Source organism: Siminovitchia terrae (assembly GCF_003605405.2).
GTDB lineage: Bacteria > Bacillota > Bacilli > Bacillales > Bacillaceae_C > Siminovitchia > Siminovitchia terrae.
The window spans coordinates 50,788-76,656 of sequence record NZ_QYTW02000012.1; the positions used below are offsets into that span (position 1 = coordinate 50,788).

General features: G+C 40.6%; 21 protein-coding genes and 1 other annotated feature. Of the genes, 16 read left to right on the forward strand and 5 right to left on the reverse strand.

All coding sequences use genetic code 11. The features are described from left to right. Positions 1-246: 246 nt before the first annotated feature. The 3 genes from hemL to ysxE all read left to right on the forward strand — a co-directional run bounded on the left by hemL (position 247) and on the right by ysxE (position 5,005). Positions 247-1,542, forward strand: a complete 1,296-nt coding sequence (gene hemL / locus D5F11_RS12955; RefSeq protein ID WP_120116261.1) for a glutamate-1-semialdehyde 2,1-aminomutase — start codon at positions 247-249, stop codon at positions 1,540-1,542. A 353-nt stretch (positions 1,543-1,895) separates the two neighbouring features. After that, complete coding sequence (locus D5F11_RS12960; protein WP_120116260.1) at positions 1,896-3,140, forward strand: LysM peptidoglycan-binding domain-containing protein; 1,245 nt, start codon at positions 1,896-1,898, stop codon at positions 3,138-3,140. An 833-nt stretch (positions 3,141-3,973) separates the two neighbouring features. Beyond that, on the forward strand, positions 3,974-5,005 hold the full coding sequence (gene ysxE / locus D5F11_RS12965; RefSeq protein WP_120116259.1) for a spore coat protein YsxE: 1,032 nt from the start codon (positions 3,974-3,976) through the stop codon (positions 5,003-5,005). Between the two features lie 15 nt (positions 5,006-5,020). Here ysxE and D5F11_RS12970 read toward each other — a convergent pair whose 3' ends face one another. Beyond that, positions 5,021-5,212 carry a hypothetical protein gene (locus D5F11_RS12970; RefSeq protein WP_120116258.1) on the reverse strand — a complete coding sequence of 64 codons (192 nt, stop codon included), beginning with the start codon at positions 5,210-5,212 and terminating at the stop codon, positions 5,021-5,023. 193 nt (positions 5,213-5,405) lie between these two features. Next, positions 5,406-5,637, forward strand: a binding site (T-box leader). A gap of 54 nt (positions 5,638-5,691) precedes the next feature. Between D5F11_RS12970 and D5F11_RS12975 the strand changes: the two genes are divergently transcribed. From D5F11_RS12975 to D5F11_RS26455, 3 genes are all read left to right on the forward strand, one after another. Next, positions 5,692-8,340, forward strand: a complete 2,649-nt coding sequence (locus D5F11_RS12975) for a valine--tRNA ligase (RefSeq protein WP_120116257.1) — start codon at positions 5,692-5,694, stop codon at positions 8,338-8,340. A gap of 93 nt (positions 8,341-8,433) precedes the next feature. Continuing rightward, complete coding sequence (locus D5F11_RS12980) at positions 8,434-9,744, forward strand: bifunctional folylpolyglutamate synthase/dihydrofolate synthase (protein WP_120116256.1); 1,311 nt, start codon at positions 8,434-8,436, stop codon at positions 9,742-9,744. Positions 9,745-9,802: 58 nt separating this feature from the next. After that, positions 9,803-9,967, forward strand: coding sequence for a hypothetical protein (locus D5F11_RS26455; protein WP_185830679.1), 165 nt, complete (start codon positions 9,803-9,805; stop codon positions 9,965-9,967). A gap of 304 nt (positions 9,968-10,271) precedes the next feature. Here D5F11_RS26455 and D5F11_RS12985 read toward each other — a convergent pair whose 3' ends face one another. Both D5F11_RS12985 and D5F11_RS26460 read right to left on the reverse strand, forming a co-directional pair. Continuing rightward, positions 10,272-13,370 (reverse strand): hybrid sensor histidine kinase/response regulator, encoded by a 3,099-nt coding sequence (locus tag D5F11_RS12985; protein ID WP_120116255.1) that lies wholly within the window; start codon positions 13,368-13,370, stop codon positions 10,272-10,274. A gap of 87 nt (positions 13,371-13,457) precedes the next feature. Next, on the reverse strand, positions 13,458-13,610 hold the full coding sequence (locus D5F11_RS26460) for a hypothetical protein (protein WP_185830680.1): 153 nt from the start codon (positions 13,608-13,610) through the stop codon (positions 13,458-13,460). Between the two features lie 869 nt (positions 13,611-14,479). Between D5F11_RS26460 and D5F11_RS12990 the strand changes: the two genes are divergently transcribed. From D5F11_RS12990 to D5F11_RS13010, 5 genes are all read left to right on the forward strand, one after another. Next, positions 14,480-15,220 carry a prepilin peptidase gene (locus D5F11_RS12990; RefSeq protein WP_120116254.1) on the forward strand — a complete coding sequence of 247 codons (741 nt, stop codon included), beginning with the start codon at positions 14,480-14,482 and terminating at the stop codon, positions 15,218-15,220. Positions 15,221-15,581: 361 nt separating this feature from the next. Next, the gene (locus D5F11_RS12995) at positions 15,582-16,613 is read left to right on the forward strand and encodes a hypothetical protein (protein ID WP_120116253.1); all 1,032 of its coding nucleotides are present in this window, start codon (positions 15,582-15,584) and stop codon (positions 16,611-16,613) included. Between the two features lie 126 nt (positions 16,614-16,739). Beyond that, positions 16,740-17,306, forward strand: coding sequence for a Maf family protein (locus D5F11_RS13000; RefSeq protein ID WP_120116252.1), 567 nt, complete (start codon positions 16,740-16,742; stop codon positions 17,304-17,306). A 22-nt stretch (positions 17,307-17,328) separates the two neighbouring features. After that, positions 17,329-18,021: a RadC family protein gene (gene radC, locus D5F11_RS13005; RefSeq protein WP_120116251.1), complete on the forward strand. Its 693-nt coding sequence runs from the start codon at positions 17,329-17,331 to the stop codon at positions 18,019-18,021. A 393-nt stretch (positions 18,022-18,414) separates the two neighbouring features. After that, positions 18,415-19,503 carry a helix-turn-helix transcriptional regulator gene (locus D5F11_RS13010; protein ID WP_120116250.1) on the forward strand — a complete coding sequence of 363 codons (1,089 nt, stop codon included), beginning with the start codon at positions 18,415-18,417 and terminating at the stop codon, positions 19,501-19,503. 281 nt (positions 19,504-19,784) lie between these two features. Here the strand turns inward: D5F11_RS13010 and D5F11_RS28135 are convergent, their stop codons facing one another. Continuing rightward, complete coding sequence (locus D5F11_RS28135; protein WP_425470812.1) at positions 19,785-19,991, reverse strand: LysR substrate-binding domain-containing protein; 207 nt, start codon at positions 19,989-19,991, stop codon at positions 19,785-19,787. Further along, positions 19,927-20,688 (reverse strand): LysR family transcriptional regulator, encoded by a 762-nt coding sequence (locus D5F11_RS13020; RefSeq protein WP_185830681.1) that lies wholly within the window; start codon positions 20,686-20,688, stop codon positions 19,927-19,929. The genes D5F11_RS28135 and D5F11_RS13020 overlap by 65 nt, the downstream gene beginning before the upstream one ends. A 102-nt stretch (positions 20,689-20,790) precedes the next feature. Between D5F11_RS13020 and D5F11_RS13025 the strand changes: the two genes are divergently transcribed. From D5F11_RS13025 to D5F11_RS13045, 5 genes are all read left to right on the forward strand, one after another. Continuing rightward, the gene (locus D5F11_RS13025) at positions 20,791-21,048 is read left to right on the forward strand and encodes a hypothetical protein (protein ID WP_120116247.1); all 258 of its coding nucleotides are present in this window, start codon (positions 20,791-20,793) and stop codon (positions 21,046-21,048) included. Between the two features lie 2 nt (positions 21,049-21,050). Then, positions 21,051-22,517 (forward strand): sodium:solute symporter family protein, encoded by a 1,467-nt coding sequence (locus D5F11_RS13030; RefSeq protein ID WP_245998200.1) that lies wholly within the window; start codon positions 21,051-21,053, stop codon positions 22,515-22,517. Positions 22,518-22,530: 13 nt separating this feature from the next. Beyond that, positions 22,531-23,484, forward strand: a complete 954-nt coding sequence (locus D5F11_RS13035) for a carbon-nitrogen hydrolase family protein (RefSeq protein ID WP_126646582.1) — start codon at positions 22,531-22,533, stop codon at positions 23,482-23,484. A gap of 224 nt (positions 23,485-23,708) precedes the next feature. Beyond that, the gene (locus tag D5F11_RS13040; RefSeq protein WP_126646583.1) at positions 23,709-23,960 is read left to right on the forward strand and encodes a hypothetical protein; all 252 of its coding nucleotides are present in this window, start codon (positions 23,709-23,711) and stop codon (positions 23,958-23,960) included. 813 nt (positions 23,961-24,773) lie between these two features. Next, complete coding sequence (locus D5F11_RS13045) at positions 24,774-25,784, forward strand: rod shape-determining protein (RefSeq protein WP_120116244.1); 1,011 nt, start codon at positions 24,774-24,776, stop codon at positions 25,782-25,784. Positions 25,785-25,869 lie beyond the last annotated feature (85 nt).

A 25,869-nucleotide genomic window follows, 5' to 3' on the forward strand; every position in this document is an offset into this window, starting at 1 on the left:
CGGAGAGTGCCTGTTTATCGGCGACAAGCATAAGACGAACGCTGAAGAAGGCGTAGTTTGCCTTCAACAGCGTTTGGCTTATGACCTTGAGGGGCTAGGCGCTGGAGCTGGACATCAAGAAAAGCGTAAGCGCTCGTCTAGCAACGTACAGACTGGACGAGTCCTGACGAGATAAAGGAAAAAGAAAAGCACAAGCGTATGAGTAAACAAGATACTTTCTTGTCTAAATAAGTGGAGGTTATGTTCATGCGATCTTTTAAAAAATCGAAAGAAGCGTTCCAAGAGGCGGTTAAGCTAATGCCAGGGGGAGTAAATAGCCCTGTCCGCGCATTTAAGTCCGTCGACATGGATCCGATTTTCATGGAAAGTGGGAAAGGTTCCCGTATTTTTGATATTGATGGGAATGAATATATTGATTATGTCTTATCATGGGGACCGCTCATTTTAGGTCACACAAATGAACGTGTGGTTGAAGCGATCAAGAAGGTTGCGGAAAGTGGGACAAGCTTCGGTGCATCGACGCTCATTGAAAACGAATTAGCGAAACTGGTAACTGAGCGTGTGCCTTCCATTGAAATTGTTCGTATGGTTTCTTCAGGTACGGAAGCAACGATGAGCGCTCTCCGTTTGGCGAGAGGCTATACGGGCCGGAATAAAATCATGAAATTTGAAGGCTGTTATCATGGCCATGGGGATTCTCTTCTTATCAAAGCGGGTTCTGGTGTGGCGACGCTAGGATTGCCGGACAGTCCGGGAGTTCCAGAAGGCGTTGCAAAGAATACAATTACAGTTCCATATAATAACTTGGAGAGCGTACGTTATGCTTTCGAACAGTATGGAGATGATATTGCAGGTGTCATCGTTGAACCGGTTGCTGGAAACATGGGGGTAGTGCCTCCGCAGCCTGGATTCCTTGAAGGTCTCCGCGAATTGACCACTGAATACGGCGCTTTGCTCATTTTTGATGAGGTCATGACTGGTTTTCGTGTAGGCTATCATTGTGCACAGGGCCATTTTAACATTACTCCTGACATTACTTGCCTTGGTAAAGTGATTGGTGGAGGTCTTCCAGTAGGTGCATACGGAGGAAAAGCCGAAATCATGGAACAAATTGCTCCGAGCGGCCCAATCTATCAAGCTGGCACACTTTCTGGAAACCCACTTGCTATGGCAGCCGGATATGAAACATTGATTCAGTTGACTCCTGAATCTTATGATGAGTTCAATCGTAAAGCTATAAAATTGGAACAAGGACTAAAAGCAGCAGCGGCGAAATATAATATTCCAAATACGGTCAACCGTGCAGGATCAATGGTTGGATTTTTCTTTACAAATGAAGATGTCTATAACTATGATCAGGCAAAAACAAGTGATCTCTCCATGTTTGCTGCTTATTACAAGGAAATGGCAAACAGTGGAATCTTTTTACCGCCATCCCAATTTGAAGGATTATTCTTATCAACTGAGCATTCTGATGCAGACATCGACGAGACCATTGAAGCGGCTGAAAAAGCCTTTGCTGCTATTTCAAATAAGCAATGACAATTATAGGGAACCGTTTAATAACGGCTCCCTTTTTGTTGGCCAAGAAACTGCATAATGCCGATTATGCTACGTTAAAAACCGACAAAATAAATTAACAGGATGAAGCCTGCTGAGCTGCTTCAGTCCGCAAATCACTGACCGGAGCTTGCTTTTTTGAATTGCCGTTGGTTTTGATCAGCACGCCATTTAGACAATTTTTCAGATGGTTGTGTGCTGCTTGAGTTTCAAGAACTAATTTTTAGACAGCCCCGAACTTCATTTTCTATCTTCTCTTTTCATAATTAATACCTTCACATCATAGGATGTAATTGACCCATATATTTTTGTACGGAGTGAAAGGAGGAGCTATCTTGTCTGAGAACGGGCATTCATCTATCAAGTTTACTTTGGAAGAATCCGTCTTGTTTAAAAGCGGACAGGAAGTCGATGAGCTGATTTCAATATCTTTAGATCCGAATATATCGATTGTTGAAGAAGAAGAAATTGTCGTGTTAAGAGGGAGTCTAAATCTGACGGGAGATTATAAACGCATAGATTCTGCTCAAACAGAAGAGGTTGCGGAAGAGGCTATGTTAAAAGGAAGGTATGTCCAGGAAGTGGGGGACAGGGATAATGGAGAGTGTGATTTTTTTCACCAATTTCCAGTTGATATAACTATACCAAAAGATAGGATCCATCACTCTAATGAAGTGTTTGTTGAGGTAGAATCTTTCGACTATGTCATGCCGGAAAATTCCCGTTTAAATATTGTAGCAGAAGTTCATGTGTATGGTTTACAGGGGGAGCAGGAAGAGAGCCAACACGAACATCGCGAACATGATGAACAACCCGAACATGTCGAATATAGGGAACATGACGAGCATGACGAAAATCTCGCGCATAGCGAATATGACGAACAACCCGAACATGTCGAAAGTACGGAATCAATACCAGAGTCCACCGCATTTCATGTACGGACTAAAGAAACGGAGGAGGAAGAAAGTACCGTAGAGGTGGATTTGGTGGAATATGAAGCTGAAGAAGAACAGGAATCAATTGAAACTAGCGAATACGTAGAAGAAAGCAAAGAGGAGGAAGAAGAACTTTATACGCCATTTATGGCTGAAGCCAGGTCATCTAAAGATTATCAGCAAAAACCCCCTGAACATCACCACCATAATCAATTTCCATTCCCATTTCCAATGCTTCCTGAAATGGACATGGATGAAGTGGCCCACAGACTCAAAGGGTTTTTCAAAAAGCACAGTATGGAATCTTCTTCATCTTCAAGCATAGTCGAGGAATTGCCAGTACATGAATCCAGCAGCTACAACGAGAGCAGTGAAATGAAAGAGGAGCCCCATGAAAAGCCTAAGAAAAAGAAGGATAAGTATAAATCGATGTCATTTGCAGATTTTTTTGCTCGGAAGGATGAAGATAACTCAGCCAAATTGAAAGTCCGACTTGTTCAGAATGGAGATTCATTGGAAAAGCTGGCAGATCAATATGGAGTCAGTGTACAGCAAATATTAAGGGCAAACCAATTGGAAACGAGTCAGGAAGTCTATGAGGGGCAGGTCCTCTATATACCCGGCAAGGCGGCCTATAGGAAATAATTGCCAATTTTAACTTCATTCAGCAGAAGTCTCCCACTTCTATAAGTGGTGAGATGCATATTGTTATTCTATTCAGTGGGGGTTCAAACCCCGGCTGAATAAAGTTAAAGCCTCCGGCGGATGCCACAGATTTTCAGAGGAAATTTATCGGGCGGAGCTCGATAAAATCTGGGCGCAAATACGCCAAGGCGCATTTGATTAGGAGGATAGATTGGCCGCAATCCTCCTTTTCTTCAAAAAGTAAGAAAGTATTGAAAGTATAAAATTAGATGAAATATTTTGTTCATTTTATATATCTAGCTGCGACGTACAGGAAGTACTAGTGCAGGCGAAGCGATAGGACGTCGCTGCATGAGCCAGCCGACGTACAGGAAGTACTAGTGCAGGCGAAGCGACAGGACGTCGCTGCATGAGCCAGCCGACGTACAGGAAGTACTAGTGCCACCGAAGCCACAGGATGTGGCGGCTTGAGGAGGCCAGGCGCCATCGGCGCAAGGATCAAGTCACGCGGAAGTTCATTCAGGAAGAATGTGCTCCTGCGGCACAGCTTATTCAAGGAGNCATTCAGGAAGAATGTGCTCCTGCGGCACAGCTTATTCAAGGAGGCATATGTTTCTCTCGTCGCAAAGCTGCGTGAAGCGTACTCAAGGAAGCTTTTCACGATGTAATTGAAATGAGCAGCTTTGCTCTGGTGGCTGAGGAGCTGCCTCATCAAAATTCGCCTTGTGCTTGTCGCCTAATGCTGTGCGTCGCTTTTCTTATTCATGGATGTATGAAAAATGGATGAAAGCCATATTCAGATCTGCAGAAATAAGTGCTAAGCGGGTGATCAAATGACCAATTATCGTGAAACGGATATTCCTTTCATTGCTGAACTTTATGGCTTACATTTAAAATATGCAGAAAAATATGGGCGTGTCCACAAGCTTTACACTGATAAGGGGACGTTTGCTTTAAAGAGAATTAATGCAAAGCATGGAGTCGATTTTTTACAGTATATCCAACTTCTATATCAGCGGGGATATCACCGGATTGTACCGATCTATCCGACGCTGGATGGACGGTACGGGGTGTTGGAAACACCGTGGCTTTATTATTTAATGCCTTGGCTTGATAATAGGGAGAGGGAAGGGCAGATGAAGAAAAACCAGGAGCTTTTTCGTGAACTGGCCCGCCTTCATACCATTTCTGCCAGGGAGGTAGACGTGGCTGAAAACGACCGGACAGAGCATTATGAACTAACAGTCACACGCTGGGAAAAGGAAAAGGAAGCTTTGGAGCAGTATGTCGAACGGGCAGAGAAAGATTGGTATATGTCGCCTTTTCAACTGCTTTTTTGCACATTTTATCATGAAATCACGCTAGCCCAGAATTATGCAATCCGCAAGCTGAATGAGTGGTACGACGTATCAAAAGATCAGACGAAAGCCAGAAGCGTGATTGTTCATGGGAAAATTTCACCTGAGCATTTTTTATATAATGAAAACGGAACTGGTTATTTTGCCAACTTTGAATTAGCAAGGACAGCTTCACCGATCCATGATCTTCTTCCATTTTTGTCCAGGTCATTAAAAACATACCCAAACCGATTTGATGAAGGACTTGAGTGGCTTTCCGTTTATTTTAGGCATTTTCCGTTTAGAAATGAGGAGATGCTCCTTTTCTTGAGTTACCTTTCGCATCCCGAGCGGATTTTCCAAGCAGTAGAAAAATATTTTTTGGCCGGGAGGGACAAGAACGAATATAAGTTTGTCCGCCAATTGCAAAAGCAGTATTGGTATATGAAAAATACAGAATATATTGTGATGAGTTTCGAAGAAATGGAACAGCGAAAAAGTGAAGCAGACAATCCCCCTCCCAGTTAACAATGGCAGGGGTATTTAAATTAATTCATAATGGTAAGAAAGGGCTACTACAATAAAAATGGTTAACAGCAATATATCGAATGTGGAAGGAAATAGGATGGTGCGAATAGCCTGAAAAATGGTGAATGGAATGATGAGCTGCTTACATACATCTTTAAAAGTCCTGATCCATGACCGAAATGTGTGCTGGTTCAGTTTTCTTTTCACTCTCCGTACCTCCCTGAAAATTCTTCTTTGATAAAATATGTGACAAAGGCCGGTTTCGTGCCTGCACTCATTTTTGTACTGTACGTGTAAAAACAAAAGGAATCATAAGGTCTCGGTAAAACGTAGATATTTATGCTGTCATATTTGACTTCAAGCGAATATTTTCATACTATATTAAGTATATGAATGATGAATACATGCGTTGAGAGGGAAAAGTACATTGCCATCCGCTTTCAGAGAGGAAAATCGTTGCTGCGAGATTTTCTAAGCAAGGAACAATGGAAAGGTCACCCTGGAGCAGCATTCGTGAACGATCAGTAGCGAATGCCGGAGAAAATCCGTTATACTTATGAGTGCCGGGCTTATGATTAATTGAAGTCTGTGAAAAAAGGTGGTACCGCGAATATGCTCCCTTCGTCCTTTTAACGAAGGGGGCTTTTTATTTTGATTTAACTGGCGGATGCCAAAGGAGGATAACCATGGAAAACAATCATATTGATATGCCAACGAAATATGATCCGTTGACTATTGAAAAAAACAGATACGAATGGTGGCTGAAAGGGAAGTTTTTCGAAGCGGAAAATAATTCAGAAAAAGAGCCATATACAATTGTCATCCCGCCTCCGAATGTTACAGGGCGACTGCATTTAGGCCATGCATGGGATACCACGCTTCAAGACATTTTAACGCGCATGAAAAGAATGCAGGGCTATGATGTACTATGGCTGCCTGGTATGGACCATGCAGGGATTGCTACGCAGGCGAAGGTCGAAGAGCATCTTCGAAAGGAAGGAAAAAGTCGTTATGACTTAGGCCGAGATAAGTTTTTGGAAGAGACATGGAAATGGAAAGAAGAATATGCGGGTTTTATTCGTCAGCAGTGGGCGAAGCTAGGATTGGGACTGGATTATACACGCGAACGTTTTACACTTGATGACGGACTGTCAAAAGCCGTCCGTGAAGTGTTTGTCCGTTTATATAATGAGGGTCTCATTTACCGTGGGAAATATATCATTAACTGGGATCCAGCAACGAAAACAGCCCTTTCCGATATAGAGGTCATTTATAAGGATGTACAGGGTGCCTTTTACCACATGCGCTATCCATTAGCGGACGGAAGCGGATCAATTGAAATTGCCACAACGCGTCCTGAGACCATGCTGGGAGATACAGCTGTTGCGGTACACCCCGAAGATGAGCGGTATAAGCATTTAATTGGAAAAGCGGTTATTTTGCCGATTGTGGGCAGGGAAATTCCTATTGTAGCGGATGATTATGTTGATATGGAGTTCGGTTCAGGCGCTGTAAAAATTACGCCGGCCCACGACCCGAACGATTTCGAAATTGGAAACAGGCATAATCTTGAGCGAGTACTCGTCATGAATGAAGATGGCACGATGAATGAAGAAGCAGGCAAGTATAAAGGTATGGATCGCTTTGACTGTAGAAAGCAAATTGTAAAAGACTTGCAGGAAGAGGGTATCCTGTTCAAGATTGAAGAGCATATACACTCTGTTGGACATTCTGAGCGGAGCGGTGCAGTTGTTGAACCATACTTGTCCACACAATGGTTTGTAAATATGCAGCCTCTAGCTGATGAAGCGATCAAGCTCCAGCAAACGGAAGAGAAAGTTCAATTTGTTCCGGACCGGTTTGAAAAGACATACTTGCACTGGATGGAGAATATCCGCGATTGGTGTATTTCACGGCAGCTTTGGTGGGGGCATCGGATCCCAGCCTGGTATCATAAAGAAACCGGTGAATTATATGTGGGGCTTGAAGCGCCTGAAGATGAAGAAAACTGGGAGCAGGATCAAGATGTCCTTGACACTTGGTTCAGCTCGGCGCTATGGCCTTTTTCAACAATGGGCTGGCCTGATGCAGAATCAGAAGATTTTAAACGTTATTACCCGACAGATTGCTTAGTAACAGGCTATGACATCATTTTCTTCTGGATATCCAGAATGATTTTCCAAGGTTTAAAATTTACAGGGAAGCGCCCGTTTGATGATGTATTGATTCACGGTCTCGTCCGGGATGCAGAAGGCCGCAAAATGAGCAAGTCTCTAGGAAACGGAGTCGATCCGATGGATGTGATCGACAAGTATGGGGCTGACTCATTGAGATATTTCCTTGCTACAGGAAGTTCACCGGGAAATGATCTAAAATTTAGCATTGAAAAAGTCGAATCAGTTTGGAACTTCGCCAATAAAATCTGGAATGCATCCCGTTTTGCATTAATGAACATGGATGGCTTCAAATTCAATGAGATTGATTTATCTGCTGAAAAATCGGTTGCGGATAAATGGATTTTGACAAGGTTGAACGATACGATTGAAACAGTGACCAACCTTTCAAACAAATACGAGTTCGGTGAAGTGGGAAGAGTGCTGTATCATTTTATTTGGGACGATCTTTGTGATTGGTATATTGAAATGGCCAAACTCCCACTTTATGGCGAGGATGAGGCTGCAAAGAAAATGACTCGTTCCGTTTTAGCTTATGTGCTTGACCAGACTATGAGACTCTTGCATCCGTTCATGCCGTTCATTACTGAAGAAATTTGGCAGAACCTGCCTCATGAAGGTGAGTCCATTACGGTTGCTTCCTGGCCAAAGGTCAAAGAGGAGCTGACTGACCGGGATACGGCTAATGAAATGAAAATATTGATGGATATCATTCGCTCGGTCCGCAACATCCGTGCTGAAGTGAACACACCGATGAGCAAAAAAATCACGCTTATGTTGAAAGCTCAGGATAAAGCAGTCCTTGATATTTTACAGAAGAACAAAAGCTATCTGGAAAAGTTCTGCAACCCTGAGAAGCTTGTCATGGAAGTCGAAATGAAGGCACCGGAAAAAGCGATGACTGCAGTAGTCACAGGTGTTGAGTTGTTCCTTCCATTAGCTGGTCTTTTGAATATTGAAGAAGAGATTGCAAGGCTCGAAAAAGAATGGGCGAAGTGGAATAATGAAGTGGAAAGAGTTCAGAAGAAGTTAAGCAATGAAAGATTTGTCAATAAAGCACCGCAGGCGGTAGTTGACGAAGAGCGTACGAAAGAAAAAGATTATTTATCCAAGCGCGCAACAGTAGAAGAACGCATTAAAGAACTGAAGTCTTCTAACTAAGAGGCCAGGCGCAGCAATATACCGTAATTCAAAAGGGGGAAGTGAGTCCGCGACGGATTTGCTTCCCTTGTTTAACGAAAAGAGGGGTTTACAGTGAATACATATTCTGAGGCAATTTCCTGGATTCATTCGCAGTTAAAGCATGGGATCAACTTGGGATTGGCAAGGATGGAATGGCTTCTAAAGGAGATGGGGAATCCGGAAAAGAAGTTGAAGGTCATTCATGTGGCTGGAACTAACGGTAAGGGTTCAACTGTTACCTTTCTTCGCTCTATTTTAAATGAATCCGGCTATGATGTCGGAACATTTACATCTCCATACATAGAAACGTTCAACGAGCGGATCAGTATCAATGGCTACCCCATTTCAGATGATGATTTGATCGAATTGACACGCATTATCAAACCTTTGGCAGAGGAACTGGAAAAAGGAGAATGGGGACCGCCAACAGAATTTGAAATCATTACAGCCATGGCTTTGTATTACTTTGGAAACATTCGCCAGGTCGATTTTACAATATTGGAAGTGGGACTTGGGGGACGATACGATTCAACGAATATCATCCGGCCGCTCGCAGGCATCATTACGAACATAGGAAAGGACCATATCAACATTCTCGGTGATACGATTGGTAAAATTGCGTACGAAAAAGCTGGCATTATCAAGGAAGGAATTCCGTTGTTTACCGGAGCCAAGCAGGAAGAAGCACTGTCTGTCATTCGGGAGGAAACGGAAAAAAAACAGGCGGACCTTTTTCAACTGGGAAGTGATTTTTCTATTGAAAATAATGAATCCGTTCCTGGTGGCGAAAAGTTTACATTTCTATCAAAGGAACTGACATATGAAAATTTGAAGGTCTCTCTTTTGGGGCGCCACCAGACGGAAAATGCCGCTTTAGCAGTTGTGAGTCTTTTGTACATGAAAGAAAAAAATCTACTTCAATTGCATGAAAAAGACATCAGAGCGGGACTGAAGAAAGCGTATTGGCCGGGGAGAATGGAGGTTTTGCAAGACCATCCTACAGTGATTTTGGACGGTGCCCATAATACAGAAGGGCTGGAAGCCTTCCTATCTACGATGAAAGAAAGATATAGAGAGAAAAAAATCAAAGTGATCTTTGCGGCATTGGAGGATAAGGATTTGTCCTATATGCTCCCGCTGTTTAAAAAGATCAACGCACAAGTAACCTTTACAGAGTTTGAGTTTCCAAGGGCAGCTTCCGCCACGAAACTCAAGGAGATTGCCCAAATAGAGGATGCTGCCATTGAAAATGACTGGCGTTCGCTTACGAAAAGAATGGTTAACGAACTAAATCCTGAAGATGTACTGGCAGTCACGGGGTCTCTCTACTTTATATCTGAAGTCAAACCGTTCATTGTGGGGTTATTAAGGGGCCGATACTAATGAAAAATGTGATTTTAACTTCATTCAGCAGAAGTCTCCCACTTCTGTAAGTGGTGAGATGAATGCCTATTGGTATTCCATTCAGTGGGGGTTCAAACCTCGGCTGAATAAAGTCAAAGCCTCCGGCGGATGCCACAGATTTTCAGAGGAAATTTATCGAACGGAGCTCAATAAAATCTGGGCGCAAATACGCCAAGGGCATTTGATTATTCGAGAGAAATAAACTGTATGATTGTTTGAGGATTATCCATATGAGGCACATAGCATGCCGCCTAAGCTATTTATAATAGGCGGCATGATGGCAGAAAGGGTGTCCGGAAAAGACCAGATCTAAGTAAGCGGGATTAGTGCCCATTTCTTGGCTGTTTCCAGTAAAATCGATCACGATTAGTGAAGAAAAATGCCCATCTTAAGTGGCTTTCGGTCGAACCTTTCACGATTAGTGGGTAAAGAAGCCCGTCTTACGCGTTTTCCACTAAAAGCAGTCACCAATAATGGAGCAAGAAGTTCATTTTACACGCTCCCCATTAAAACCTGTCACTATAGTCTTTTTTAGTTGCAGCTTTACTAGTGATTGTGTCAGGTATAGTGAAATGGACCGTAGTCCCAATACCTGGCTGACTTTCGATGGTGAGTCCTTTCCCATAGATCTTCTTTAAGCGCTTATTCGTATTGATAATGCCAATTCCCTGAAAAGCAGTTAAAGTGTTATTTAAAATTTTATTTATCTTTTGCTGGTCCATACCCACCCCATTATCAGTAATAATTACATCAACACCATTGCTGGCCTTCTTGATCCGAATCACGACTGTGCCACCTTCTATTTGCTTTAATACGCCGTGCTGCACAGCATTTTCCACCAATGGCTGGATGGACAAAGGCGGAATATTGATGTTTATTATATCTAGATCCCATTCAATGGTTAATCGTTCTCCAAATCGTTCTTTTTCAATATATAAATAAGAACGGACCAAATCCAACTCATTATTTAACGGAATTACGGTCTCTGAATTTGTTACGTGAAAGCTTCTTTGTAAATAGTTTCCGAATTTTTCCAATAAGCCAATCATTCTTTCCGAGTCCAAATCACTTAAAGAGACAATCGTATTTAGCGTATTAAATAAAAAATGCGGCCTAATCTGTGCCTGCAGCCACGCCGCTTCCATTCGAAGCTGTTCATGAATGGACAATTTTAAGTTAATCAGCGACCGTACTCTGAATTTCAACTCTAATGAATCGACCGGTTTTACCACATAATCATTAGCACCTGAACGGAATCCATTATAAATATCTTCCAACTGATATCTCGCAGTTAATAGTAAGACTGGAAGCTCAGAGAGGGAATATTGTTCACGGATGATTTGGGTTAATTCATATCCTGACATATTGGGCATCATCACATCAGAAATAATCAAATCCCACTGGCTATTTTTGATCAAATTTAATGCTTCTTCTCCACTCAAAGCCACCGAGATGTGATAAGTCTTGTCGAGTACACCTTGAATGATTTGCAGATTGACAGGGTCATCATCGACAAGCAGGATTCGCGGTTTATGGTTGTAAGCCTCAGGCTGACTTATTGCTGGTAAAAGATTCTCTGCTTCCTGATTTATTTTTATAGAAGAATCAAGGTGTTCTGGCTCCTTCTTTTCATCTACATTGTTCACCGTCTTGTCGAGTAATGGGAGCGTAAAATAAAAGGTAGATCCTTTTCCAAGGGTAGATTGAACTTGAATTTCGCCGCCATGCAACTCTACCAATTTTCTAGTGATATGCAGTCCCAACCCGATTCCTCCCAGAGCTGTCATGCCTGCATTTTTTTGCTCATATGGTTCAAAAATGCTCCTCTTAGTTTTCTCATCCATCCCGATTCCAGTATCTTCAATTGAGATTGTCACTGTTTTCCGATTATGTTCAGCTTTAATGGTTATATCTCCAGATTCAGTATACTTAATGGCATTATGGATGAGATTGAACAAAATTTGAATCAGTCGATTTTCATCCGCTGGTACAAGTGGAAAATCCTCCTCAATTTGAAGATCAAACTTAATATCTTTCCCTTCTGTCATGAAGCGGAGCATATCAAGGACACCTGATGTGATGGCAGAAAGGTGAATATTTTTCTTGTTTAAAATGAATTTATCTTCTCTTAATTGCGCAACATCTAGTAAATCGTTTAAGGTAAAGGACATTCGCCGTGCCACGTCTACCAACAGCTTCAAATTACTTTTATGTTTGGGTGATAATTTCTCTTCTTCGTCATCCAAAATGGATTGAGTTATGTTAATAATGCCGTGAAGCGGGTTTCGTAATTCATGTGAAGTATTGGCAAGAAACTCATTTCTAGTCACATCCATCTGTTCTAATTTACGAGCCTGTTGAGTGTTTTCTTTCTTTAATTGCAAGGCATTATTGATTAAAAGAAGGATAAACAGAATAATGGCTATTAAAAAATCAAAAGGGTAATAAGGTATATCCACTATGTTTAAATTAATTGCAATTCCCCAAGCAAGGTTGGAGAAATTACTGATTAAAGCTAAGAAAATGAATAGTGCGCCCGCAAGCCCTTTTCGGATCATTCTATAGGTATGTATGACCATAACGACGTAAGATCCTATATTTATAAATATTTGGAATAAAAAGACATATGGAAAATACTTCAGTGGTGCAAAAATACATGTAATCAGCAGAATTCCATACAATATATACAAGATATGATATATTCGATGTTTGGAAGAGAAATAATACTGATTGAAGCGAAGCATGAAAAATATGAGAAAAATAAAGCTTATGGATGCTAATTTTACAGACCATTCTACGTTGACAGAAAATAGGTTGAACAAGATTTTATCATCGTCCACGAGAATAGAAAGAGCTGCAAAAAATAATAAACATGCAAAGTAAATGACCTCTTTTTGCTTAAATCTATTAATGAATAGCAGAAAAAGGGCATAGACAACGTGAAGCAATAGAATACTGGCCACAATTGTCTGAAGTATCATGGTGGACATTACTTCTTTATGGATAGCAGATTCAGTTCCAAATCTGATAGATTTTGTAATGCCGCCAGCATGTGAGAGGTCGAAGTTGGCCGCATGAATTAAAATAGTAAGCTCTTGGTTGTCAGATTGGAACGTAGTAATAAAAGGCTGTAAATAACCCGTATAACTCTGTTTAGACTCTCCAGGTTGACCAGCCTTATGAATGAGCTCCCCATTCACGTAGACTTCCGAAGAGGTGGCAACTTCTTTAAAGTAGAAACTGTACAACTCCTTTTCCTTTTTAGGAAGAAGGATGCGTAATTGATACGTTCCAAAGCCAAAAGCTGTTCTTTCCGGCAGTAAATTTTCCCAGCTCTCTGGCACAGTGATGGATTGGTGGTTGACGCTAGAGGTACCATGGCTTAAGAAAGTATTAGGGTAAAACAACCAGTCCCCGTCAAGTGAGAAGGTGTCATTTTCTTCAAACTGCCAGTTCCTCAGGTCTAAGACACCGTTTTTTACAGTTGGCTGTCCGGGGGTTTGATAATAAAACATCCATAGTAAACGAAAAATGGTCAGTAACAGTAAAAAAATACAAACAACTGATACGATTTTTTTATTTGTAATCTTGTTATTGTTCAGCATATGTTACCCTTTCATTCAAAAAGATCGTACTAAATATTAAATCAAACTATATGGGAATTGAAAACAAAAAGATGATGATCAGATTGATTAATCAAATGCGCCTTGGCGTATTTGCGTCCAGATTTTATCGAGCTCCGCTCGATAAATTTCCTCTGAAAATCTGTGGCATCCGCCGGAGGCTTTGACTTTATTCAGTCGGGGTTTGAACCCCCACTGAATGGAATACCGATAGGCATTCATCTCACCACTTACAGAAGTGGGAGACTTCTCCTGAATGAAGTTAAAGGGTTTTATCTAAGAGTGTCGAATACTATTACATGATGTCTATATTTTTACGAGGAGGGGTGTTTTCGAAAAAAATGAGGGTGATAGAGTTTGCGAGACTGCAAGTAAGACTATGAGGTTTCAGCATAACTACCCAATTTCCGTTGAAAACAAAAAGATGCTTCTATGTAACAGACTTTATGGGATATATTTTTAAAAATAACTATCCGCATTATCATGATATGAACAACGAGCTCATTGATGCTCATCTTTTCAGGCAGGAGAAAGAGAGACTGGAATTTGTTCTGGTGGAGATCTCTTCATGATGCAAGTGTTGGCAATCCAATTGGCTGGGGAGAGAATGTATTGCAGATAACTCCACAATGATTGGAAAAAACAGGTATTTAATAAAATCTTGGTTAAGAGCCATGACTTTGATTTACTAACCCAAGAAACGTTAGATATTATTTTATACACCCCGATTCTGTACCATTTCCGAATGGCGAAATTGAAATGGAACGATCATTCCAATCGGTGATACTCTGTATTTTCCTATCATGGATTGGAGGTAGACGCAAGACAGAGTATCGCTTAATACATCAACCACGCATATCAAACATCTATAAATCTTCCTCAGCTTTCTGCCTCACTTCAACTGCACCATGCCTTAATAGGAAAGTAAGAGGCAGGTTGACCAAAAAAATTTCCTCTCATGTTAATAAACATCAAATCCAAAGCCCATTATTCTATGCAGTCCGTACCATTTTACCTATTCATATTCTGTTTTTGAAAATGATTCTATATATATTAATAATTGAAGTTTAATTGAAAGGGCTCACTACACTATGACATTTATCATTTTTATCTACGGTCTTCTTTTAGGCTCCTTTTTTAACGTCGCAGGATTGAGAATTCCTCTTAACAAATCAATCGTCGCGCCTGAATCCTCTTGTCCACATTGCAATAATCCTTTATCGGCAATTGAGCTGATACCTGTGATTTCCTTCCTACTTCAAGGGGGAAAGTGCCGTTCCTGCAAGGTTCGGATATCGCCTGTTTATCCTGTGATGGAGCTGTTAACCGGAGGATTATTTGCAATAGCGTTTATTAAATTCGGTTGGATGTTAGAATTTGCTATTGCCTGTACGCTCATCTCGTTATTCATTATTATTACAGTATCTGACATTACTTATATGCTCATACCTGATAAGGTGCTGTTGATTTTTTCTGGGCTTTTTTTGTTAGTAAGGTTAATAGAGCCTCTTGATCCGTGGTGGGATTCCCTGGTAGGTGCCGCGGTTGGTTTTGGTTTGCTCCTGTCTATAGCGATTGTCAGCAAAGGCGCAATGGGTGGTGGAGATATTAAGCTTTTTGCCGTTTTAGGATTTGCTCTAGGAACAGAGGTTGTTTTACTCTCTTTTTTTCTGGCCACTCTAATTGGGGCTGCTACAGGCGGCATCGGAATGATATTCGGATCCCTCCAAAAGGGAGAAGCCATTCCTTTTGGACCTTTTATCGCAGTAGGAACACTATTGGCTTATTTCTATCATGAAGAGATGTTGCAATGGTATTTTGGCTTTTTATAATACGAAATGGCACAGCTTGAGGAAAGACAGACTACGCCCTTTGGTTATTGCGGACACGGCGCAGTCAAGTATTCTCTTAAGGAAGAAATAGAATTGAAATTCTCATTGTCAACCAATACATCAGATACAAAAACTGTAGGAATATTAAAGTTTTTCAAGAAACGCCAGAATGCTATTTCGTGATAGTCTTTCAATTTAAAATCACACATTGTGCTGAAATTCTAAAGAAATTTTCATATTACGAATAACCAAAGGAGAAATTGGCGAAATCCTTTAAGGGCGAGACGACAAAAGTCTTGTCCTTTTTTTATTTTGTCGTGCTAGCATATGAACAAATCATGAGAGCGGGAGGATTGATGATATGGCGCGCAAAAAAAGACAGGCCAAAAAGGAAATGAAAGTTAAAATCAATGGTAAAGAACAGTCATTAAACGAGGAAGTCGTCATCAAAGATTGGAGTAAGGCCAAAAAGGAAACTGCAGCCGCCGAGGATAGACTTGAAAATGATGAATTTGAGTGGGTTTTACCGAATAAGAACATTCCGGAAGTTCCGGAGTTTCAGCCAGTACAAGGTATTCCAGAGAGCATTGAACAGGAAAAGAAACCCAAAATCAACATATCGAAGTATCTTCAAACTAGGATTTCACCAAACAAAAAAGGACTTATAATATCGGCTATTTTGGCAGTGGCAATTGGTCTCGGATTTGGTTTATTTGTTTGGAAGCTCGTAGTAAATCCTGAAAGTAGCACCACATTGACAGATGCGGCACCAGCTGTTCCATCCGAAGGTAAGGAAAAGGGAGCGGCATTGACAGCAACAATGCCTGATTTATCAGCGGCAGTCGTTCAAGGCGGAGCTTTTTCAACAGAGGAAGCGGCAGAAAGCTTCTCTGACAAATTCACAAGCCAAGGTCTACCGTCTATTTCATTAAATGTAGATGAGCAGCAGTTTTTATTCATTGGAGTTACAGAAGACCTGAGTACGGCAAAAACTTGGGTGGAGGATTATAAAGCCAGCGGAATAGATGTGTATGCCAAGGAATTCAGCATTTCTGAAAATCAGATTAAGGTTGACTCCAAAATCGAGGCTGAATGGATGACGGAAGCACCGAAACTATTTGGAATCCTTGCAAAAGAGGCGGCCGATGCGCGCTCCAGCGGCCAAATAAACAAACAAGTCCTCCAGGATTCAGAAATAACTATCAAGAAATTTGAAGATAAAAATATCCAGCAAAAACTTGCGGTTGACTTAAGAGTCCAATTAGAAGATACAATCAAACAGTTGGGGGCTTATTCAACATCGCAGAACCAGGAAAGCTTGACGAAAGCACAACAGTCATTGTTGAACTTTTTAAAGGCATATTATGATGGATCTAAGGGGCCCTCTGTTTAAAACAGGGCCTCTTTCATTTCATCCGTCTTTGGTAAAGATACGCTGCACTTGCTATTGTTTCTTTCTTGTCGTTTTGATACGATGGGATTGTATCTCCCATTCTATTAGAAAGGCAGGATGTGTTACATGCCCAACCTCGTTTTGGCTTCTTCATCACCCCGTCGGAAAGAACTTCTGGAAAAATTATCTATCCCTTTTACCACCTATTCACCAAATGTTGACGAATCTATTGATAAAGATCTAAAACCCGCGGAAATAGTGTCCGAACTATCCTTCAGAAAAGCAAAGAAGGTAGCAGATCAATATCCGGATTCGTATGTTATTGGATCTGATACTATTGTCGTTTATAAAGGAACAGTGCTTGGAAAGCCGGCTGACAGAGAATCTGCCAGAATAATGCTATTAAGTTTGTCCGGATGTACTCATTCGGTATACACGGGGGTTTCCGTCACTTATGGAAAATCTGTCAGAACCTTTTATGAAAAGACAGATGTAACATTTTGGAAATTATCAAATGAGGAAATTGAAAGATATCTGGACAGTGGCGAACCATTTGATAAAGCAGGAGGGTATGGCATTCAAGGACAGGGCGGGCTCCTTGTCAAGTCTATACACGGCGACTATTATTCGGTTGTCGGACTGCCAATCGCTCGTCTCAACCGAGTATTAAAAAATATGGGTTTTCCACAATAATACGTTGAAAAGGGAGGAAGCAATGGATAAATCAGAAACATTGATGATAAGGGACTTTCCAATTGATGAAAGACCCAGGGAAAGGCTAATCAACCACGGAGCTGTCAGTCTTTCCAATCATGAGTTGCTCGCCATACTTCTGAGGACAGGAACGAAATCCGAGTCCGCCATCCAGCTGGCAAACAGTCTGTTGACACAATTTGGCGGTCTATTTTGGCTAAAGGAAGCGGCTTTGGAAGAGATCATGAGTTTAAAAGGCATCGGAAAAGCCAAGGCGGTCCAGATTGCAGCGGCCGTGGAGCTTGGAAGGCGGATCAGCAATCTCACGTATGATGACCGCTATGTCATCCGAAGTCCCGAAGACGGAGCCAATTATGTTATGAACGATATGAGATTTTTAACACAGGAACACTTCGTATGCCTCTATCTGAATACAAAGAATCAAGTTCTCCATAGACAAACAATTTTTATTGGAAGTCTGAACGCCTCTATTGTCCACCCACGTGAAGTTTTTAAAGAAGCTTTTCGCAGGTCCGCTGCATCCATCATTTGCTTACACAATCACCCATCCGGCGATCCATCACCTTCTAGAGAAGATATTGAAGTGACAAAAAGACTTGTCGAGTGTGGAAAGATTATCGGAATAGAAATCCTTGATCATTTGATCATTGGCGACAATAAATATGCCAGCATGAAAGAAAAAGGCTTTATGTAACACTTAAAGTGATAAAAGAAAATAGTTTTGTTGGTAACACGGATTAATATTAGTTCCAGGACTAGAAACTCAATGGGATTGAAAGGGAGATATATACCAAGTTTGGGGAAGGAACCTCGATTCGCTCATCTAGCTTATGGGCTTCAAAGTCGCTTCATTAGCCAAAGATTTTTCGAATATCCTCTGTGGGACTATGTATATTTTAAAAAAGTAGCTATGAAATAAAATTTTTAGATAAGATATGACAGGAAACAAAAGCTTTTGGTTATGGAATAGACGAGGGCTGAAAGGATATCCCGATTATCATTGTCATGCTTAAAATCATAAGCAAACACAACTTATATCAAAAATACAAAATCCTTTTCTTTTATAATAAATGCAGGAGTGGTGCTTATGAACAATATGATGCAGGAGATGGTTGACTGGATTGAAGATCATCTTTTTGAAGATTTTTCCTTGGAAAGATTAGGGAATGATATGGGATATTCTCCATATTATTGTTCTTTTAAATTTCATCAAGTGACTGGAATCAGTATAAAAAGATATATGTCACTTAGAAAAATATATCTTGCGTCTATTGAACTGAAAGAAACGAATAATAAAATAATAGATATTGCATTTAAATATGGATTTTTATCTCAAGAGGCTTTTTCAAGAGCATTTAAAACGACATTCGGTATCAGTCCCAATGCTTTTAGAAAGTTTCCGCAGCCATTACAAACGTATGTGAAATTAAATTTAAATGGTATAAAGGACGGTTTTATGATGGACATTTCACAGAAATTAATAATCGGAGCTTTGCAAAACAAAATCTATGAGCAATTTGATCAGGATATATTGAATATCTTAAATGGGCAAGCGATGTATGAGGAATTTTCTAAACATCAGTTAATGGAGAAAAGTGACTATGTCCCTTTTAACGAGGCAATGTGCTCAAATGATACTTGCGTTTCGATCTTCAGTGATGAATTTAAAAAAATGAGAGCTTCCGGACATCAGGTGTCTATACGAGATTATGAGACGGTTACTGTTACTCCTTTGAAACCTCTGTTTGAAAACAAATACAAATGCATTGTTTTATGGTTCGGTGATGACATGTTTTGTCAAATGAATTTGCTGACTGTATTGGCATTTCTAGAACAAGAGGGGTATCAAGGAAAAGTGTTTTTTCATATGATCAAGGACATGAGCTATGAAGTGGAGGAAACGGAGGATATATTGCTTGGGGGTTATAAAGAAATTTATCAACAAGTTTTGATTCATCATCGTCTTCCTGAAGCTAAATTAATGCCTGTTATGTACCAGGGGATTAAATTATATTTAGAATATCTAAAGGAAGATAATGAAATCACCGCTTATATAAAAAAACATGTAGGTAAGCCACTGGATGAGTTATTGAAACAATTATTTCACTTATTTCCTCAATATGGACTCGGGGATTTGCAGTATATAAAAATGATAGAAACTATAAAAAAAGCTTGAGGCTCTAGCTATGGTTTCATGTGTAGCTATTGGACGAGTAAATAAAGAAAGGGATTTACCTAAACTTGTCCTATTTATCATGCTTATCATGACCGAAATATCAATGCTAATAAAAATATTTTGACTGAGAGCCTAAGAATACGCTCCAGCATAAACTAGACAGCCGAAGAACCGTAGGGGCTACAGGGGAGCTTGATACCGAGTAAAAAAATAAACTGGGGAGTATGTCCTATTCCCTAGAAGCTCCCACTTAAGGATCGATTAGCTAAGTGGTGAGTAGTTCACTTATAAATGTCTCTTACCACCTTAATAAATTCTTGAAGTGCATACGACTTGTGTGCATTTTTTTTTGTGATAATTCCGATGTTCCATCTCATATTTGGTTCTTTGATCGGTAATGCGACAATATCAATGTCATTTAACTTATTGGTCAATTTTTTTGGAATGATGGATATTCCCAATTGTGCAGAAACAAGCTCTAAAACCAAATCCCACTGGGTGCTTTGAAAGGAAACCTCTGGAGAAAAGTCTGATTCGATTTCGGATCAGATTATATAATGCGAAAGATTTATCAAAGAGAATAAATTTTTCATCTTTCAATTCCGACAATCGTACGGCTTGTACTTTCGCAAGCGGGTGTTTTGATGATACGCAAACTACAAATTTATCTTGATAAATCAATTCTGCTTCTATTGTGTTTGCTGCTGGAAGTACAACGAAGCCAATGTCCAATTCACCTTGAGTCACGAGCTTTTCTATAATAACGCCTCCATCTTCTTTTGTTGTCAGCGTTACGTTTGGATATCTTTTCATGAAATGATATGCGATTTGGGGAAAGAATATTGAACCGATGATCTGTGGGATGCCAACCTTTACTTCCCCGCTAATGACTTGGGATAATTCATTCAGACTTTCAGGGATGCTGTTAATTTTTGCTAATATTTCTTTACTCTTTTCATAGAGTAATTTTCCTTCATCCGTCAATTGAATTTTTTTGCTCGTTCGATCGAATAATGTGACATTTAAATCTTGCTCCAGCTTTTGGATCGTTTTACTTAGGGCAGGCTGGCCTACATATAAGGCTTCCGCTGCTCTGGTAAATCCATTCTTTTCAACAACTGTGACAAAAACTTCGAGTGCTCTTAACTGCATATCAGTCTCTCCTAACCCATTCCATTTAATCATGATTATAATTCCTATCATGTATTTCACTTCATAATAACTGGAGTATACAATAATTATTGTAGATATGAAAGCGGATTCACCACTTTATAAGGAGGTAGTGCAGTGAGAAGAAAGCATGCTTTGTTAATGACCGTGTTCTTTGTTCTTTATTTGTTAACCTTTTTACCGAACTTCGGAATCATGAATGATCTTAAGTTCATCGGTTTTTTGCCGCAATCATTGGCTTGGGTATTATTGCTGAATGCAATAAATACTGTCATTATTTTTGTCGTTTATTTTAAGTTTTTCAAGCCGTTTGCACAGAATGTTGAGAAAATATCGGAAGATGAAGAGGGGAGTGAACGAGCATTAGCCAGGTAGCTGTGACGATCATCGTGTTGATATTATTTTTAGGAATATTGCTCTGGATCAGCAGTTTAGCATCAAAGTCAAACATCGCGACACCTAGTGATTTTTTTCTGGCCAATAGAAGCCTCGGAACGATTGTCATGACGATGACGACGGGTGCTAGTTATTTCAGTACTTGGACATTGCTCGGAGCCATTGGAAATCATTATAGGGACGGGGTCTGGTTCTCTGCATTTGCTGCTTGGGCGGTGGTTCATGCACTGTTCATCTGGTTATTTGGCTCCAGAATTTGGTATTTGGGAAGAAAGCATCATTTTGTGACTCCTGGAGACATGATGGAAAAATATTATAAGAGTCCCTTTCTTAGGCTTTTATTTGCGATCGTGGGAATGGTCGGACTTATTCCCTATATGTTGATTCAAATAACTGGGGGTGCATTCTCTCTAAATAGCTTGACGAACAACGCGATTCCCTATTGGGTAGGTATATTGATTATGGGTGTTTTCGTTGGAATGATCGTGACGCTTAGCGGTGGGCGAGGGGCTGCCTGGGCTGATACATTCATGGGTTTTTTCTTCGGAACTACTTTAGTCGTTATTACATTCATCTTCATTTATAAAGCGGGCGGATTTCATGCGTTTGTCAACTTGCAATCCGTTGCGCCAGAAATTCTGGTGAATAAGGGACAGTTTTCGGGCATTATGGAGACGGCCATCGGCTTGATGTTTGGCTTTTGGATTATGCCTCATATGTGGCAAAAGTTTTATTCAGCGAAATCTCCGATGATTCTTGCGAAGACTTCTATTATCACGCCTTTTTGGAATTCTTGGCTAATGGCGCTTGGAGCATTATTTATAGGAATGATTGCGCGCTCACCTGGTTTGGTTCCTGGACTTACGCCTGAGAACAGTGACACTATTATTCCATTGTTTTTCTCGACATATGCTCCGCTATTCGGCTCAGTTGTCGTTGCTGCTGTTATAGCGGCAGGGATTTCAACCATTAATAGTGCTCTACTGTCTTCAGCTAGTCTTTTAGTAAACGATATTTATGTTCGTTTCATTAATAAAGATGTAAGTCCTGCACGAACGACTTTCATCAGTAAGATAACTATATTGTTGATGACATTGATCGTTGTAATTTTTGCATTTATTCCTGCTGCCCAAGGATTTCTAGTTCCGGTTGCTGCATTAGGCTATGGAATTGTTTTGCAACTCGTACCTGCTGCACTAGGACCCTTATATTGGAGGCGGGGTACATTGGCTGGAGCAGTGTCATCTATTATCGTAGGTCTTTCGACCTTGGTGATTGTTTACATTTTTGGTTCGCCATTACCGTTAGGGCCTGCAACATCAGGATTTATTCTGGGAATTATAACTTTTGTTGTTGTCAGCATGTTGACGAAGGATAGCAACACTCAAGAGAAACATATACATCATAGGGAGATGGTGGAAACCTATTTTCCTAGTGAGGCAAAATGAAAGGATGTTTACCATGAAGGAAAAAAAACAGTTTAAAGTGGCGGTAGTTCAAGCTGGTTCAGAAGTGATGGATAAAGTTAAAGGGGTAAAAAAGACGATTCGATTGATTGAAGAAGCTGGCCAAGGAGGAGCTAAAATTATCGTGTTTCCAGAGGCCTTCATACCAGCGTATCCAAGGGGGATGTCTTTTGGAACGGTAGTAGGATCACGATCAAATGAAGGTAGGAAAGACTTTTTTCGATATTGGGATCATTCCATTACAGTCCCGGGGGGGGAAACTGCAGAAATCGGCAAAGCAGCAAGGAAGGCAAAAGCTTATGTCGTAATAGGGGTTATTGAAAAAGATAGTGAATCAAGCCAGGGAACACTCTATTGTACAGCATTGTTTTTTGGTCCAGATGGAGAACTATTGGGGAAACATCGCAAGCTGAAGCCTACAGGATCGGAGCGCCTTATTTGGGGAGAAGGCGATGGAAGCACAATGCCTGTTTTTGATACGCCGTATGGGAGAATTGGTGCACTCATCTGCTGGGAAAATTATATGCCGCTTGCTCGTGCAGCGATGTATGATCAAGGAGTGCAACTCTACGTTGCGCCAACTGCTGACGGAAGAGATGCTTGGTTTTCTACGATGCGGCATGTAGCGGTGGAAGGAAGATGCTTCGTCTTGTCATGTAATCAATATTCTACAAAAGATATGTATCCAGAAGACATTTCTTCACGGAAGGAATTTGAAGAATTGCCTGAAGAGCTTACCCGAGGAGGGAGCTGTATTGTTGATCCGCTAGGCGAATTCATTGTTGCGCCTGTTTTCGGCGAAGAAAAGATCCTGTATGCCGATATCGATTTGAATAAGATTGCTGAGGCGCAGTTCGACTTTGATGTAGTTGGCCATTATGCACGGCCGGATATATTTCAGCTGACAGTGAACAAGCAGGAACAGAAAAATACGATTTGGAAAAAATAGATTAATAGGAAATCCTTTCAAGGAGTTGAGTATTTCATTCTTGGAAGGATTTTTGCTATTTGAGGATCGATTGTCCAATTGTACGGGGAGGGTGTTAATCAGCCTAGATTGTGAAGCAGGATGAGCGCTTATTAATAGGAACATTACCTGAAAAACATTTACCATTATTCCGTTCAGGATTTAACTTCATTCAGCAGAAGTCTCTCACTTCTGTAAGTGGTGAGATGAATGCATATTGGTATTCCATTCAGTGGGTGTTCAAACCCCGGCTGAATAAAGTTAAAGCCTCCGGCGGATGCCACAGATTTTCAGAGGAAATTTATCGAGCGGAGCTCGATAAAATCTGGGCGCAAATACGCCAAGGCGCATTTGATTTAATCACGCGGGGAAACTCATTAGTTCCGAAAAAAGTCAAAAAACTTAATAACAGCAGTCACCGTATCATTTTATGCGGAGCTGTTGTTTGCTTTCAATAGGATGCTTAAATTGCTACACGCGACCGCTCTTATTTTTGCATCCCATCTAATCCAGCAGCTCTCACAAAATTTCTTGTACCCATGGTCAGCGATAATTAACTAGTCTTTTTTGCGAGACCTATTAAAAATAAGTACTTGGACGGAACGAAACTTTTGATTTTGTTAAAAATGGTTCACACATTCCGGTTATATTAATGGAAAGGAGACATAACCACTTGATAAAATTGCGTAAAATCATAAAAGGAAGGCGCAATGGATTTTCTGTGTTCATAAGTTTTTTGTAAAGAAGATCATTTTATTTCCATAAACATATTAATTTTTGCTCCAAGATAGCCTATACTTAATATAGAATCTTTTCCTTTCTACTGTATTTATGTGAACTCTACATGCCTCATCTGAATACAAAGAATCAAGTTCTCCACAGACAAACAATTTTCAACAGAAACTGAACGTTGCATTGTTCACCAATAATGTATTCAAGGAAGTTTACGCGGGTTTAAGGTCTATTAATTGCTTACACAAGCATTAACCGGAAATCCATCACCATCAAGAGAAGATATTTTTAATCGGCAAAAGACTTGTCGAATGCAGGAAAATGAATGCCCTCGACCACTTGATGATTGGCGATCATAAATAAATCAGTATGAAAGAAAAAGGATTTATGTGACACTATGATTTTTAGAAATGATAAGATATAATAAGTCTTGTGATTTTTGTCGGTTGACACGGATATTATCAATATTACCAAGCTTATTTCTTTAAAAAGCGTTAAAAATAGAAATGCAATGGGGTTAGAAAGGGAGAATACATATCATGTTTGGATTCGGTACGAAAGATTTAGGAATTGACCTAGGTACAGCGAACACTCTTGTTTTTGTAAAAGGAAAAGGAATTGTTTTACGTGAACCTTCAGTTGTTGCCATCAACACAGAAACAAAGAAAATTGTTGCAGTCGGTAACGATGCTAAGAAAATGATCGGGAGAACTCCTGGAAATATTGTGGCTATGCGCCCAATGAGAGACGGAGTTATCGCGGATTATGAAACAACAGCAACAATGATGAAGTACTTCATCAAAGAAGCGGCCAAAGTGAAAGGCTCATTCAATGGAAAGCCTTATGTCATGGTCTGTGTCCCATCCGGAATTACAGCCGTTGAACAAAGGGCGGTACTAGATGCTACTAGGGAAGCTGGGGCCCGTGAAGCTTATCCTATTGAAGAGCCGTTTGCCGCTGCTATCGGCGCAGATCTTCCTGTATGGGAGCCGACAGGAAGCATGGTTGTGGACATCGGAGGCGGCACAACAGAAGTGGCTGTCATTTCACTTGGAGGCATTGTGGCAAGCAACTCCATCCGGACTGCCGGAGACAACTTTGACGAAGCTATTGTGAACTACATTCGTAAAAACTATAATCTGCTCATCGGAGAAAGAACAGCGGAAACGATAAAGGTCGAGATTGGTTCTGCCGGCGAAATCGACGAAATTGAAAATATGGAAATTCGTGGGCGTGACTTGTTAACAGGACTTCCTAAAACAATTGAAATCACTGCAGAAGAAATTTCCGGTGCATTGCATGACACTGTTTATGCCATTATTGATGCTGTGAAAAATACGCTGGAAAACACTCCACCAGAACTGGCTGCGGACATTATGGACAGGGGTATCGTGTTGACAGGGGGCGGAGCATTGCTTCGAAACCTGGATAAAGTAATCAGTGATGAGACCAAAATGCCTGTACTTATTGCTGAAGAACCGCTTGATTGTGTTGCAATTGGAACAGGAAAAGCACTTGACCACATCAATCTGTTCAAAGATCGGGCGTAGTTCCCGGATTGTAAAAAGCAAGAGGCCGCTTACGAAGCGGTACTCTGCTTTTCCATGCATTTTGCCTCCGGGTTTCTGGCGTGAA

Excerpts from the sequence above, each read along its gene's own strand:
- hemL (WP_120116261.1), top strand. The coding sequence starts at position 247 with ATGCGATCTTTTAAAAAATCGAAAGAAGCGTTCCAAGAGGCGGTTAAG.
- ysxE (WP_120116259.1), top strand. The coding sequence starts at position 3,974 with ATGACCAATTATCGTGAAACGGATATTCCTTTCATTGCTGAACTTTAT.
- D5F11_RS12975 (WP_120116257.1), top strand. The coding sequence starts at position 5,692 with ATGGAAAACAATCATATTGATATGCCAACGAAATATGATCCGTTGACT.
- D5F11_RS26455 (WP_185830679.1), top strand. The coding sequence starts at position 9,803 with ATGAATGCCTATTGGTATTCCATTCAGTGGGGGTTCAAACCTCGGCTG.
- D5F11_RS12985 (WP_120116255.1), bottom strand. The coding sequence starts at position 13,370 with ATGCTGAACAATAACAAGATTACAAATAAAAAAATCGTATCAGTTGTT.
- D5F11_RS26460 (WP_185830680.1), bottom strand. The coding sequence starts at position 13,610 with ATGAATGCCTATCGGTATTCCATTCAGTGGGGGTTCAAACCCCGACTG.
- D5F11_RS12990 (WP_120116254.1), top strand. The coding sequence starts at position 14,480 with ATGACATTTATCATTTTTATCTACGGTCTTCTTTTAGGCTCCTTTTTT.
- D5F11_RS12995 (WP_120116253.1), top strand. The coding sequence starts at position 15,582 with ATGGCGCGCAAAAAAAGACAGGCCAAAAAGGAAATGAAAGTTAAAATC.
- D5F11_RS13000 (WP_120116252.1), top strand. The coding sequence starts at position 16,740 with ATGCCCAACCTCGTTTTGGCTTCTTCATCACCCCGTCGGAAAGAACTT.
- radC (WP_120116251.1), top strand. The coding sequence starts at position 17,329 with ATGGATAAATCAGAAACATTGATGATAAGGGACTTTCCAATTGATGAA.
- D5F11_RS13010 (WP_120116250.1), top strand. The coding sequence starts at position 18,415 with ATGAACAATATGATGCAGGAGATGGTTGACTGGATTGAAGATCATCTT.
- D5F11_RS13020 (WP_185830681.1), bottom strand. The coding sequence starts at position 20,688 with ATGATTAAATGGAATGGGTTAGGAGAGACTGATATGCAGTTAAGAGCA.
- D5F11_RS13035 (WP_126646582.1), top strand. The coding sequence starts at position 22,531 with ATGAAGGAAAAAAAACAGTTTAAAGTGGCGGTAGTTCAAGCTGGTTCA.
- D5F11_RS13040 (WP_126646583.1), top strand. The coding sequence starts at position 23,709 with ATGAATGCATATTGGTATTCCATTCAGTGGGTGTTCAAACCCCGGCTG.
- D5F11_RS13045 (WP_120116244.1), top strand. The coding sequence starts at position 24,774 with ATGTTTGGATTCGGTACGAAAGATTTAGGAATTGACCTAGGTACAGCG.